This window comes from Spirillospora sp. NPDC048824, from assembly GCF_043198455.1.
In the GTDB taxonomy this organism is placed as follows: Bacteria; Actinomycetota; Actinomycetes; order Streptosporangiales; family Streptosporangiaceae; genus Spirillospora.
This window is the reverse complement of record NZ_JBICUS010000013.1, coordinates 140,126-153,013: the sequence shown is the minus strand read 5'-3', so window position 1 is coordinate 153,013 and position 12,888 is coordinate 140,126. Positions and strand designations below refer to the sequence as shown.

13 protein-coding genes are annotated in these 12,888 nt (G+C 75.6%); 7 read left to right on the top strand and 6 right to left on the bottom strand.

The window, feature by feature from the left end:
* The first annotated feature begins 32 nt into the window (after positions 1–32).
* A complete protein-coding gene (locus ACGFIS_RS25230) occupies positions 33–239 on the top strand; it encodes a DUF3040 domain-containing protein (protein WP_392906541.1) in 207 nt (68 codons plus the stop codon).
* Between the two features lie 367 nt (positions 240–606).
* On the opposite strand, the gene ACGFIS_RS25225 is transcribed toward ACGFIS_RS25230, so the two are convergent.
* Positions 607–1,725 carry a helix-turn-helix transcriptional regulator gene (locus ACGFIS_RS25225; protein ID WP_392906540.1) on the bottom strand — a complete coding sequence of 373 codons (1,119 nt, stop codon included), beginning with the start codon at positions 1,723–1,725 and terminating at the stop codon, positions 607–609.
* 212 nt (positions 1,726–1,937) lie between these two features.
* Positions 1,938–4,871, bottom strand: coding sequence for a hypothetical protein (locus ACGFIS_RS25220; RefSeq protein WP_392972751.1), 2,934 nt, complete (start codon positions 4,869–4,871; stop codon positions 1,938–1,940).
* A 115-nt stretch (positions 4,872–4,986) separates the two neighbouring features.
* Between ACGFIS_RS25220 and ACGFIS_RS25215 the strand changes: the two genes are divergently transcribed.
* Complete coding sequence (locus ACGFIS_RS25215) at positions 4,987–6,111, top strand: DMT family transporter (protein WP_392906536.1); 1,125 nt, start codon at positions 4,987–4,989, stop codon at positions 6,109–6,111.
* A gap of 128 nt (positions 6,112–6,239) precedes the next feature.
* Complete coding sequence (locus tag ACGFIS_RS25210) at positions 6,240–6,368, top strand: hypothetical protein (protein ID WP_392906535.1); 129 nt, start codon at positions 6,240–6,242, stop codon at positions 6,366–6,368.
* Positions 6,369–6,503: 135 nt separating this feature from the next.
* Here ACGFIS_RS25210 and ACGFIS_RS25205 read toward each other — a convergent pair whose 3' ends face one another.
* Positions 6,504–6,971 carry an acyl-CoA thioesterase gene (locus ACGFIS_RS25205; protein ID WP_392906533.1) on the bottom strand — a complete coding sequence of 156 codons (468 nt, stop codon included), beginning with the start codon at positions 6,969–6,971 and terminating at the stop codon, positions 6,504–6,506.
* Positions 6,972–7,389: 418 nt separating this feature from the next.
* Between ACGFIS_RS25205 and ACGFIS_RS25200 the strand changes: the two genes are divergently transcribed.
* Positions 7,390–7,653: a hypothetical protein gene (locus ACGFIS_RS25200; protein WP_392972749.1), complete on the top strand. Its 264-nt coding sequence runs from the start codon at positions 7,390–7,392 to the stop codon at positions 7,651–7,653.
* Between the two features lie 127 nt (positions 7,654–7,780).
* On the opposite strand, the gene ACGFIS_RS25195 is transcribed toward ACGFIS_RS25200, so the two are convergent.
* The gene (locus ACGFIS_RS25195; protein ID WP_392906529.1) at positions 7,781–8,512 is read right to left on the bottom strand and encodes an HAD family hydrolase; all 732 of its coding nucleotides are present in this window, start codon (positions 8,510–8,512) and stop codon (positions 7,781–7,783) included.
* Positions 8,513–8,869: 357 nt separating this feature from the next.
* Here ACGFIS_RS25195 and ACGFIS_RS25190 point away from each other — a divergent pair, with 357 nt between their 5' ends.
* On the top strand, positions 8,870–9,409 hold the full coding sequence (locus tag ACGFIS_RS25190) for a DUF1062 domain-containing protein (protein ID WP_392904085.1): 540 nt from the start codon (positions 8,870–8,872) through the stop codon (positions 9,407–9,409).
* A gap of 96 nt (positions 9,410–9,505) precedes the next feature.
* Here ACGFIS_RS25190 and ACGFIS_RS25185 read toward each other — a convergent pair whose 3' ends face one another.
* Together ACGFIS_RS25185 and ACGFIS_RS25180 are read right to left on the bottom strand one after the other, a co-directional pair.
* Positions 9,506–9,868, bottom strand: a complete 363-nt coding sequence (locus ACGFIS_RS25185) for a YybH family protein (RefSeq protein ID WP_392904087.1) — start codon at positions 9,866–9,868, stop codon at positions 9,506–9,508.
* A 149-nt stretch (positions 9,869–10,017) separates the two neighbouring features.
* Positions 10,018–10,797 carry an NYN domain-containing protein gene (locus ACGFIS_RS25180; RefSeq protein ID WP_392904089.1) on the bottom strand — a complete coding sequence of 260 codons (780 nt, stop codon included), beginning with the start codon at positions 10,795–10,797 and terminating at the stop codon, positions 10,018–10,020.
* A 191-nt stretch (positions 10,798–10,988) separates the two neighbouring features.
* Between ACGFIS_RS25180 and ACGFIS_RS25175 the strand changes: the two genes are divergently transcribed.
* Both ACGFIS_RS25175 and ACGFIS_RS25170 read left to right on the top strand, forming a co-directional pair.
* Entirely contained in the window at positions 10,989–11,558 is a 570-nt protein-coding gene (locus ACGFIS_RS25175; RefSeq protein ID WP_392904092.1) for a YdeI family protein, read from the top strand.
* Between the two features lie 75 nt (positions 11,559–11,633).
* Positions 11,634–12,836, top strand: a complete 1,203-nt coding sequence (locus ACGFIS_RS25170; protein WP_392972747.1) for an AI-2E family transporter — start codon at positions 11,634–11,636, stop codon at positions 12,834–12,836.
* Positions 12,837–12,888 lie beyond the last annotated feature (52 nt).

Here is a 12,888-nt window from a genome sequence, read left to right as displayed (position 1 = left end):
GGGAAGAACCAGACACCTGACCCCCCGGAGGTATGAGCATGGCGCTGTCGATGGAGGAGCAGCGGATCCTCACGCAGATCGAGGTCCGCCTGAGCGAGGACGACCCGCGGCTGGCCCATCGCCTCGCACGGCTCGGCGCACCCCGCCGCCGCCGCGCCCGCACCGTCGCATTCGCCGCGGCCGCCGTCATCATCGTCCTCGCCGCGATCGGCGCCGCGATCGCGGCGGCCGCACTATGAACCCGCCACCGTGACACCCCCACCGTGACACCGTCCCGGCCCCCCGCCCCGGACACCGACGGGACACCGCCGCCGCGCACCCGGCGGCCCCCGGCCCGGGGCGCGGCGACCGGGGCGCGGCCCCGCCCGCCCGGACACGACGTCCCGCAGACGCGCGAACGCCGAGGCCCCGACGAGATGAACCTCGCCGGGGCCTCGGCGTTCAGGCCGGTGTGGTGGTCGCCTCACGGCGAAAGGCACAACGAAGCTCCAGCCCGGACCGCATGGGACCGGCGGTATTCCCCGAAGGCATCAGGTAGAGCCCGGGGGACACATGCCACACCGACCCACCCACTGTAACGGCTCCCCGCGAGTGCCCCCGCCCGGGTCACGCCTGCAGAGGGCAGCGGTCCACGATCCACACCTCCTCGCCGGCGCCGCCCGGCGGCGCCGGCGGCGGCCCATCGGCCAGGCGGTCCAGATGCCACTCGATGTGGGCGAGGGGGCCGCGCCACCCCGCCAGCAGGTCCGCCAGCGGACGCGGAGGCCCCGGCGGGCCGTAGGGGCGCGGGTCGGGCAGCTCGGCCTCCCACAGCGCGTCGTCGCAGCCCGCCGCCCAGTGCCCCACCGACTCCAGCACCTCCTGCAGATCGCGCGCCAGCTCGCCCAGGGACCGCAGCGCCATCGCGTCCTGGATCATCCGCTCCCGCGCGTCGAAGGGCATCTCCCGGCCGAACCCCTCCGGGAACCGCGGGGGCCGCCCGGACAGGACCGGCTCCTCACCCGTCGCCGCCGCCCGGATCGCCGCCGCCTGCCACCGCGTCCACTCCGCCAGATGCCCCAGCACGCACCGCAGCGCGGCACCGCCCGTCCCGCCGCGGACCTCCGCCGCCGCGTCCCGCAGCCGGGACCGCACGAACTGCAGCCGGTCCAGCGTCCACGCCCGCGCCCGCGCCGCACCCGCCGGGCCGCGCGGCCCCGGCTCGGCCGGGGGACGCGGCACCGGCACCCGCAGCGCCGCCAGCAGCGCGTCCAGATCGCGGACCTCCGCGGCCCGCCCCGACAGGAACGCCGCGCCGATCCGGTCCAGCCGGAACATCCGCGGCCCGTCGCGCATCCGGCACCACCCCACCAGGTACTCCGCGTAGGGGGCGACGACCAGGCCGTGCGCCTCCACGTCGCGGAAGCTGCGCGACCCCGCCTGGTCGGTGTAGGCGAGCCGGACGACGCGGCGGCCCCGGACGGCCTCGGCCAGGGTGTCGTGCACCGGGCCCGTCAGCGACCCCGCCTCGCTCAGCGCGTCCGGCGCCGGCGCGTCCGGCAGCACCACCCCTCGGCCCTTCACCGGCCGCACCGGCAGCCCGCCGTGCGTCAGCAGCTCCAGATCGCGGCGGACGGTCCGCTCGCTGACCCGCAGCCGCCCCGCCAGCGCGGCCGGGTCCAGAGGCTCGGGGGAGGCCGCACGCAACTCGGCGACGAGCGCCAGCAGCCGGTCAACGCGATCCACACCCCCATCGTGACCCCGCCCACCGACATTCCGCCGCCGCACGGGGGCCCAGATCGCCTGCGGGCAAGGCGAATCGAGCCCCCGAGACCACCCCGTACCGGCCGGGGCCGCGGCCGAGCACGGACACGGCAGGTGCACGGCAAGGACGGTGCCGGGCACGGACACGGCCGGGCACCGGCCGATCGAGGCGCGCGCGTCCGGGGACGGCGCCGTCAGCGGCCCGACAGCTCCGCGGCCAGGCCCTCGAAATCGGCCGCCGTCAGCGACAGCGCGCTCCCGATCGCCTGCGTGGCCTCCGCACTGCCCAGATGCCGTGTCGCGGCCCGGTCCAGATAGGCCTCCACCAGCCGTGCGCCGGTCAGCCGCCCCCGCGCACGCAGCGTTCCCACGTCGCGGTTCACCACCGTCCAGGCGTCCGGGCCCAGCCGCAGGCGGCGTTCCTCGGCCAGCAGCCCCACCAGCGCCGAACGCGCCTCGGGGACGTCAAGGTCCGGCAGCCGCACGGCCCGCAGATCGGTCACCAGCTCCGGCGACGCCGCCGACAGCTCCCCGACCCGGTCCGGCTCGCACGTCGCCAGCAGCGCGGTGTCGTTGACGCCCTCCAGCCGCGCCCGGTACAGCACCGACGCGTACGCCGGGCCCTGCGCCTCGTCGAGGATCAGGCCGTCCAGGCCGTCCAGGAGAAGGACATGGCCCGCGTGCTCGTCCAGCACCGCGCGCAGCCCGTCGGGGCCGTGCTCGCGCAGGTCTTCGGCGTGGGCGCTGTGGACCTCGCCGCTGGAGGCCTCCACCTCCGCCAGCGCCGCCGCGGCCATCCGCGCCAGCCGCCGCTGCCCGCTGGACGGCGACCCGATCAGCAGCAGCGCCGGCGCCGACGCGCTGGACACCTCCTGCCCCCGCAGCCGCCGCGCCCACTTGCCGCGCCGCCGCACCTCGGTCACCACGCGCTCGATGTCGTCGGCGCCGCACAGGAACCGGATCCCGTACGCCTCGGCGATCTGCGGGCTGTGCTCAGGGACGGGCGCCGGAGGCATCGGCGGCGGCGGCTCGGGAACCGGCGCCGGAGGCGGAGGCAGATCCGCCTGCGGAGCGGGACCCGGCGGCGGCGCCGAAACCGCGGGGGCGTCGGCGCCGGGCCACGCGGGACCCGGGTCGAGCTGGGTCCGGAACGCGTCGGTGTCCAGCTGCGTCCGCTGCGGTTCCGGCGGCCACACCGGCTCCGCCGGCGGCTGAGACTCCGCCGGAGCAGGCGGAGGCGGGGGCGGGGGCGGGGGCGGGGGCATGGGCGGCGGGGCCGGGGGCGCGGCGTCGGCGGTCGTCGCGTCGGGCGGCGGCCACTCCGGCGCGGGCGGCTCGGGAACGGGCGGCTCGGGAACGGGCGCCGGAGGCGGCGCCGGTGAAGAGGGCGGTGAAGAGGGCGGTGAAGAGTGGGGCGCCCCCGGCTCGAACGGATCCGACAGAGACGGGGAGGACGAGGGGGGCGGGGGAGCGGGCGGGGGCGGGGGCGGCGCGGGCTGCTCGTGACGGGCCGGCGGTCCCGGGAAGGGCGGCGGGGAGACCGGCGGCGCAGGCGGCGGCACCGGCGATGCGGGTGCGGGCGGTTCCGGTGCGGCCGGGGGCGGCACCGGCGCGCCGGGGGGCGGGGCAGGCGCCACCGCGGGCGGCGGGCCCGGCGCGTCCGTCGCCGGCTCGGGCACCGGCGCCACCGGGCGGTCGGCGCGCTCGGCGGCCATGTGGGCGCGGGCGGCCTTGATGATGTCCCACGCCGACAGCTCGTCGGTGGACGGCGGGGTGTGCATCGCCGGGGACGTCAGCTCCGCCGCGACCGCCTGCGGCACAGCGAAACCCGCCGCCGGCGGCGCGACCTGCGCCAGCCGGCACCACGTCAGCCCCAGCGTGTAGGTCGTGGACAGCAGCGCCGCCAGCGCGTCGGCGTCGTCGGTGCGCAGTGCGTCCGGCAGCCGCCCGTCGCGCGGCCACAGCGACCGCAGCGGGTTGGCCGGGTCGCCCAGCACCGCCTGCAGGGTGCGGGAGCTGTCGGGGTCCAGCCACCGCTGCAGCGCCGGCAGCGCGCCCGGCGCGGCCTGCAGGTCGGCGGCCAGCACCGCGATCCCGGCGCGGCGGACCTCGTCGTGGCCGCGGCCGGGCGCCGCGGGGCGGGGGCCGGTCAGCCCGGCGACGATCTGCTGCAGGTCGTACAGGGCCAGGCGCAGGTACTCGCCGGGCGCGGTGTCGCGGACCATCGGCGTGGCGAACTCGGCGGGGCAGCGGCGCCGCCATTCCTGCAGGATCGCCTCGGGCCCGTACCGGACGGTGGCCATGTCCTGGTTGACCATCCGCAGCGACGCCGCCGTCACCGCCGCGAGGGCGTCGGCGCCGGGACGGAACCGGGGGTCGGCCTGCAGCCCGGCGGCGACCTCGTACATGACGCGGGCGATGTGGGCGGCGCCGCCGCCGTCGCCGGCGCCCAGGCGGTGGATGTAGTAGCCGGCCAGGGTGGCGAAGTCGGGCGGCATCATCCAGTGCAGCCGGTCCGCCGAGGTGGTCAGGAACGGGATGAACGACTCGATCAGCGGATGCTCGGTCAGCACCACCGGGGACCCGGCGCACCACAGCAGCGCGCCCCACGCGGCGGCGACGGTGCTGGGCGTCCCGGGCTGGAACATGGGGTCGCGCTGGGCGAACTGCTGCGGGTTGACCGCCAGCGCGGTGGTGAGGGCCTGGGAGATGCGCGCCACGACCGCGGTGTCGGGGACCGGGCCGAGGAACCCCAGCGGCGCGACGCGCCCGGCGGACAGGTCCGGGCCGGTGGGGTACAGCTGCGGCGGGACGGGCGGGATCCCCGCGCCGGGCGGTGCGGGCACCGCGACGCGGCGGTCCTCGAACGCCTCGGGCGGGGGGCAGGGGTGCCAGGCGCCGTCCAGGCCGCACCGGTACCAGCGGCCCCACGCCCCGTACAGCCACCATTCGCCCGCGCCCCACAGCATCCGCGCGGCGATCTGGCCGGCGCGGTCGGCGGGCTGGGCGGTCTGCCACCAGGGGGACGCCACCAGCTCGCGCACGTTGCCCTCGACCGCCGCGAACAGGTCCCCGCTCGGCCCGCCTCCGGTTCCACCGGGCCCCGCCCCGGCCGCCTGCCAGCTCATTCGGCGAATAGTAGTCCCACCGGGCGGCGCGTCCGGCATCACCGCAGTCACGGCCCGGTATCCCTCCGGGCGGGCGTGCTCCCCGCCATCGACGTGTAAGGAGCGTTATGGCACCATGCTCATTAGCCCTTGCGGGCGGGTGAACGGACGGACGCACGGTGCGGCGCGGGGGTGGGCGGTGGGGGCGGCGGACGGCGCGGCGCGGACGCGCGCCTGGGGCGTGGGCCTGGTGCTGGTGTCGTCGGTGTGCTTCGGCGCGTCCGGGCCGTTCGGCAAGGCCCTCATCGAGGCCGGGCTCGGCCCGCTGCAGGCGGTGTGGCTGCGGATCGCGACCGCCGCGGTGGTGCTGGTGCCGGTCGCGGTCGTCCTGCGGGGACGGTCGGCGGCGCGCGGCCTGCGCCCCCACCTGGGCCGCCTGGCCGTCTACGGGCTGACGGGCGTCGCGGGCTGCCAGGCGTGCTACTTCGTGGCCGCGTCGCGGCTGCCGGTCGGCGTGGCGATCCTGCTGGAGTTCAGCGGCCCGGTGATCGTGCTGGCGTGGCTGCGGCTGGTACGCCGCGTCCCGGTGCACCGCACCGCCGCCGCCGGCGTCGCGGTCGCCATGGCCGGGCTGGCGATGGTCGTGCAGGTGTGGGCGGGCCTGTCGCTGGACCCGCTCGGCCTGGCCGCCGGGTTCGGCGCCGCCGCCTGCCAGGCCGCCTACTTCCTCATCGTCGACCGCCTCGCCGGGCAGGTCGACCCGCTGGTCATCACCGCGTCCGGCACCGCCGTCGCGGCCGTCGCGCTCACCGCCCTCGCCGCGCCCTGGGCGCTGCCGTGGGACGTGCTGCCCGCGCCGGTCCCCGTCGCGGGGTTCGCCGCGCCCGGCTGGACGCTCGTCGCCTGGATCGGCGTCGTCAGCACCGTGGTGGCCTACCTCACCGGCGTCGCCGGGCTGCAGCGGCTCCCGGCGCAGGTCGGCGGCGCGATCTGCTACACCGAGGCCGTCGCGGCCGCCCTCATCGCCTGGGCCGTGCTCGGCGAACGCCTCACCCCCGCGCAGATGCTCGGCGGCGCCATCGTGCTGACCGGCGCCTACCTCGCCCAGCGCGCCGCCGCCCGCCCCGCCGGCCTGCCCGCCGAACCGCCCGCCGAACGGCGCGGCGGCGCCGTGCCGGACGCGGCACGGACGTCCTCGCCGCCGAGCAGGCGGGCGCCCGACACCACCGGCGCCCCCTCCGCGACCGCCGCCGAAGCGTAGCGGCGGCACCGGGCCGGTCGGGGCGGGGCGGGGAAAATGAGTGTCGAGACCGCCACGTCGGCGCCGCCGCCGCGCAGTTCCCCCGCTTCGAGGGGACCGTCGCGCTCGTCCTGGACGCCTCGGCGTCCATGCGCGGCTACGGCGACCGTGAATGGGCGGTGCTGTCGCAGGCCGCCGCGCTGCGGATGGTGCTGTCGCAGGTGTGCGCGCGGCCGGCCCGCCGATCCCGGGCGCCGCGCCCCCTGTTCGCCCGCTGAACCCCGCGGGGCCGCCCGGAAAAGGGTTGCCCCGGGGGTGCGGCGCCCAGTTGAATCACCCGTGCGGGAACTGTGCCGGGCACCTCAGGCGGAACCCGATTCCAGATCGGGATGCGCGCGATGTCGGAGACGTCGTCAAGGCGATTGAGCGCCCGACGCCGCGCCGGCCGCCTGTCCCGCCCCGTCCGGGCCCGCCCCTTCCACATAGGGCTCCAGGGCCGCCCTGACCTCCGGCGGCATCTCCCGCTTGGCCTTGGACGCCGGGTCGATGAACACATGCCGCACCTCCCCGTCAGCGATGACCCGCTCACCCACCCGGAACACCGGCCGCACCACCATGCTCGTCACCCCCAGGCGCGCCACCGGCATCGACACCTCCACCAGCTCGTCGAACCGGGCGCCCTCCCGGAACCGGATCCGGGACTCGGCCACCACCAGGTCGTAGCCGTCCTGCACCATCTGCCCGTACTCGCCGATCAGCGCCCGCCACATCTCCGTCAGCGCCACGTCGTAGAAGAACAGGTAATGGCCGTTGAACACCACGCCCTGCTGGTCGCACTCGCTGTACCGCACCCGCAGCCGATGCGCGAAAACATCACCCATACCGGGCATCCTGCCGCATCGCGGTGAGGTGGTCGGCGCGGCCCCGCAGATACCGCCGCTCGGGCACGCTGGTGGTCGGGCGCCAGCAGCCCCGCGACCTCCCCGGTCAGCTCGGCGCGCCGCAGATCCGGGCCCGAACCGGCCGTGCACCCCTCATTGAAGATCAGGTACAGCACGTGCAGGACGGCGCGCATCCGCGCGTCCCGCTCACCCGCGGGCGGCAGCCGGAACCGGCCGCCCGCCGCCCTGATGCGCTGCACATGGCGCGGCTGATGCGCTGCGCCATCGTCGCCTCCGGCACCGGGAACGCCCGCGCGATCTCCGCCGTGGTCAGCCCCCCGCCGCCCGCGGCGCCAGCGCGACCAGCTCGTCCGGCGGAGTCCGCGCCGCCGCGCCCGCACCGTGGCACGATCACGGCATGGCCGAAGTGCTGCTGTTCCACCACGTGCAGGGGCTGACGCACGGTGTGCGCGGCTTCGCCGACGCGCTGCGGCGGGCTGGCCACACCGTCCACGCCCCCGACGCCGCCCGCGCCCTCGTCTCCGAAACCGCCGGCGCCGAGCTGTTCCTCTACCCCGGCGACCGGCACCTGTTCACCGACAGCAGCCTGCCCTCCTACGACGGGCAGGCGTGCGCGCTGCTCCTGCGGCGGTTCGCCGCGTTCCTCGCCGCCCTGCCCTGACCCGGCCCCACCGGGCCCGGGGGCACCCACCGGGGCCCGGTGGGTGGGCGGCACCGGACCCGCCGTCCCCGGACCCGCCGTCCCCGGCCGCGCAGGCGCCCGTGAGCGCCGGACGCTCTCACGAATGTCAGGCGTCCATGCGCGCCAGATGTCCGGGCAGGTCGGTGAGCCGCTCGATGCGCGGTACCGCCCGGTCCGCCGCCGGTGACGGCCCGCCGGTGACGAAGTCGACGCCGCGGTCCAGCCAGACGCCGGTGAGCCCCGCGAGGGCGGCCGCGTGCACGTCGCTCTCCAGCATGTCGCCCACGTTGACCGCCCGCCCGGGGTCGGTCCGCATCCACCGGCAGGCGGCGGCGTAGGCGCCGGGCTTGGCCGCGCCGAGCTCGGACGGGGTCAGGACCGCCTCGAAGTACTCCAGCAGGCCGAAGCGGGCGAGCTTGGCGCGCTGCTGCCCTGGGTCCCCGTTGGTGAGAACGGCCAGACGCGGCCCCCGCGGAAGCCGCTTCAGGCTCTCCAGGCAGGGCCGCACATCGGGATAGGACCGCCAGGACTCCTCGAACGCGGTGAGGTAGCGCTCGGCCATCCAGGCGTCCAGACGGCCGGGATCCTCGGGAACCGGCTCGCCGAGCGCGGGCAGGAAAGAGCGGAGCCTGCGCCGGTGGTGCTCGGCGAAGGAGCACCGGCCGGCCAGGTACTCCCGCATGTGGCGCCCCTCCAGCGTCCACCACAGCGCCACCAGCTCCTCCGGCGGAGCCGTCGCGTCCGGCGCGGCCCGGACGATCTGGCCGATCGCGTCCCACACCGCGCCCCGGTGATCGACCAGGGTGCCGTCCAAATCGAAGAAGACCACATCCGCCACGGGCCGATCCTCTCAGGCGCGACCCGCGGACCGCCGAGGGGATCGCCGAGACCGAAGGCCGCCGCCTGCGCCGCTGGGGCCCCGGGAGCACTGACGGAGCCTCGGCCGGAAAACCGTTTGAAGGCTCCCTCCGCGTTCCCGTACGTTGCCTGCGGCCGATCGCAGTGAAGACAAAGGACGAGACCGCGTGACCCCGCCTGCCCTTCAGACCTGACACCTTCTTCCGCTCACCTGTAGCCGGCGCCCCCGCCGGCTCTGCCGGGCTGCCCTGGCGCGCCCGGTCGTACAGCGTTCGAGGCCGCGCGTAATCGGCCTCGTGTCAGGTCTAGAGAGCTCATGTCTTCACAACCTCATACCGTGCTGCCCTGGGTCGTCCGCCGGACCAGGCTGCCCCTGCTGTCGCTGCGGTGCGCGCACTGCCGCGCCGAGTCGGCCACCACCGGCCGGGGACGGTTCCGCGTCAACGCCAACGGCAGGCGGCTGGACGTCTGGCTGCTGGTCGCCTGCGTGTCCTGCGATCGGACGAGCAAGCTCACCGTGCACGAGCGAGCGCCGGTCAGATCCATCGATCCGGCCGAGCTCCACGGCTACCGCGTCAACGACCCGGAACTGGTGGCGGTCACGCTGCTGGACCCGCTGTTCGCCCGCCGCAACCGCATCGCCCTGGACTGGACGGGCGCCTGGCGGCTGGACGCCCCGCCGGCCCGGCCCGACGACGCGTGGCCGTTCCGGGTCGAGGTCGCCTTCGACGACCCGGTGCCGGTGCGCCCGGAACGGCTCATCGCGCAAGGGCTCGGCCTCACCCGCAACCAGGTACGGCGCCGGATCAAGTGCGGCATCCCGCTGCACCGCCCCACGAGCGCCGGCTTCACCTTCACCGTGATGGCCGGGGACTAGCGGGATGCGGCCGCGGCGCGCGCGTTCCCCTCCGCGCGAGACACGCCTCGTCCAAGAGGCCGCATGCGGGCCCGCCCGCATGCGGCCTCGACCGCCCTACCGCGCTGCGACGAACTCGGGCTGGTCCAGGACCCGCAGCCAGCTCCCGTCGCGCTGGCGCCGCGCGACCTGCGCGCGGGCACCGGCCCCGTCCCTCGGCGGCGTCGAAGTGAGCGCGACGTCACCGTTGACCAGGGTCGGCAGCGGCTCCTCCGGCTCGAAACGCGGGCGGCCGGCCAGCACCTTCTCCCACAGCTCGCGGATCGCGTCCCGGCCCACCGTCTGCGAACCAGGCGGGTAGGCCATCACCGCGTCCTTCTCGTAGAGGGCCGCGACGCCCTCCGCGTCACCGGCGTTGGACCGCTCGACGAACAGCCGCGTGATGTCCTCCGGCCGCATGGCCTTCTCGTACTCCGTCATGAACTCCCCCTTGTGCCGGACGCCGTCACCTCCATCGTCGGCACCGCCCATCCAGAAGTCAAAGACATGGTCCTTCTGAATGCCAGAAGTAGAAGTTATGGTCGGCGGGGGCGCCGCCGGGTCAGCGCCCGTCAGGAACTCAGCGCCCGTCAGGAAGCCGGCCTCTTGTCCCGGCGGCGCTTGTCGCGGACGTAGATGATGCCCGGCTTCCCGTCGCCCGGGCTGCGGCGGTCCAGCTCGAACAGCGTCGTCGCCGCGATCAGCTCGCTGAGCTTGGCGAAGCCGTAGTTGCGGGAGTCGAACTCGGGGCGCTGGTTGGTGATGATGTGGCCGACCCCCGCCAGCGCCGCCCACCCGTCCTCGTCGGAGGCGCCCTCCACGGCGTTGCGCAGAAGGTTCACCAGCGCCGTGTCCTGCTTGAGCGTCGCGGCCGACGAAGAGGGCGCCGGCTGCAGCGCCGCGGCGGCGGGCGCGGCCGAGACCTGGTCGTAGGCGAGGTTCTCGATGTAGATGAACTTGTCGCACGCCGCCACGAAAGGCTTGGGCGTCTTGCGCTCCCCGAACCCGTACACGGTCAGGCCCGACTCGCGGATCCGCGCGGCCAGGCGGGTGAAGTCGCTGTCGCTGGAGACCAGGCAGAACCCGTCGAACCGGTCCGAATACAGCAGGTCCATCGCGTCGATGACCATCGCCGCGTCCGTGGCGTTCTTGCCCGTCGTATAGGCGAACTGCTGGATCGGCTGGATCGACTGCTCCAGCAGCCGCTCCTTCCAGCCGCGCAGGCTCGTCCCGGTCCAGTCGCCGTAGGCGCGCTTGACATGGGCGGTGCCGTACTTGGCGACCTCCGCCAGCAGCCCCTCGATGATCGTGGGCTGGGCGTTGTCGGCGTCGATGAGCACCGCCAGCCTGTCGGCGTTGTCGCTGACCATCCCACTCCTTCACCGCGATCCGCCCGGAGGCCGCGCCGATCCGCTCATCACACGCCCTGACGCGCCTCCCGTCCGGCCGTAGCCTATGGGGTGGGAAGCCGATGAGGCGGCACGCGCGCACGAGGAGTCCACCATCGGGTCCCGGCAAGGGGGCGGCGCCGGTTGTCGGTGCCGGGTGCCATCCTGGGACGATGATGCATTTCGCGGACGCCGCCCAGTGGGAGGCGTGGCTGGCCGCCAACCACGACGGCGAAGGCGGCGCCTGGCTGAAGATCGCCAAGAAGGGGGCGGACGCCACCTCGGTCACCATCGCCGAGGCGCTGGACGTCGCCCTGTGCTACGGCTGGATCGACAGCCGGCGCAAGTCCTGCGACGAGACCTTCTACCTGCAGCGGTACTCGCGCCGCCGCAAGGGCAGCCCCTGGTCGCGGGTGAACGTCGAGAAGGTGGAGGCGCTCACCGCCGCCGGGCGGATGCGCCCGCCCGGCCTCGCCGAGGTCGCCGCCGCCCGGGCCGACGGCCGCTGGGACGCCGCCTACACCGCCCAGCGCAACGCCACCGTCCCGCCCGACCTGGCCGAGGCACTGGCCGCCCACCCCGGCGCCGCCGCCCGGTTCGAGGCCCTCGACAAGACCGCCCGCTACCTGGTGATCCTTCCGCTGCTGAAGGCCAGGACCCCGGCCGGGCGCCGGGCCCGGCTCGACAGGGCGATCTCCGACCTGTCGAACCCCCTGAACACCGCCGGTAACGCGCCCGGCTGAAATCTCGGCAAAGATCGGCCCCGCGGCGGGGCGGGACGCCCGAAACGGGCGGCGGGACACGGTTAGCGTGCGGGCATGTCGCAGACGCCCGGCGACAGGCCCGCCTACGCGCCCGCCGACGTCCCGCCCGACGCCCCCGCCGAACCGCCCGCCGGGCGGCCCGCAGCCGGCGACGCGCACGCGATGCCGCCCTGGCTGCCGAAGGCGTTCGTGCTCGCCGGCGCCGTCGTCCTGGCGTTCATGGCGGCGATGTGGCTGCTGCAGCGGCTGCGGGACCTGCTGCTGCTCCTGCTGATCTCGCTGTTCCTGGCGTTCGCGATCGAACCGGCCGTCAACTTCCTGGCCCGGCACGGGTGGCGGCGCGGCCCCGCCACCGCCGCGATGTTCCTGGTCGTCGCCGTCCTGACCGGCGGGTTCCTCAGCGGCATCGGATCGCTGCTGGCCACCCAGGCCGCGGGCCTCGTCGAAGGGTTCCCCGGATACGTCGACCAGGTCATCGGATGGGTCAACGCCACCTTCGGGACCGGCCTGTCGCAGGACACCCTGTTCCAGCGGCTCCCCACCGTCACCGGGGCCCTGTCGCGGCATCTGTCGTCCCTGGCGACCAACGTGTGGGGGATCGGCGCCACCGCGTTCGGCGTCGTGTTCAAGGCCCTCGGCGTGGTGCTGTTCACTTTCTACCTGTCGGCCGAGGGCCCGCGGTTCCGCCGGACGGTGTGCTCCCTGCTGCCGCCCCTCCACCAGCGGCAGGCGCTGCGGGCCTGGGAGATCGCCGTCGACAAGACCGGCGGCTACCTCTACTCGCGCGGGCTGCTGGCCCTGGTCTCCGGGATCGCGCACTACATCGCCATGGTCGGGCTCGGGGTCCCCTACGCCGCGGTCCTGGCTCTGTGGGTGGGGGTGGTGTCGCAGTTCATCCCCGCCGTCGGCACCTACCTGGCCGGCGCGGTGCCCGTCCTGATCGCGCTGACCGTGGCGCCGTCGACCGCGCTGTGGATGCTGCTGTTCGTCCTCGCCTACCAGCAGCTGGAGAACTACCTGCTGCACCCCCGCATCACCGCCCGCACCGTCGACGTGCACCCCGCCGTCGCGTTCGGGCTCATCCTGGCCGGCGCCGCCGTCGCCGGGCCCGCCGGGGTGCTGCTGGCGGTGCCGCTCGGCGCCAGCGTGCAGGCGTTCGCGAGCGCCTACGTCCGCCGCTACCGCGTCGAGGACCATCCGCTGACCGAACCGGACCCGCCCGGCGGTCACTGGTGGCGGTGGCTGCGCCGCAACTGACGCGCCCCCGGCCGCGGCGTCGTCGACCCTTGCCGTGGACGGCGCCGCCGCC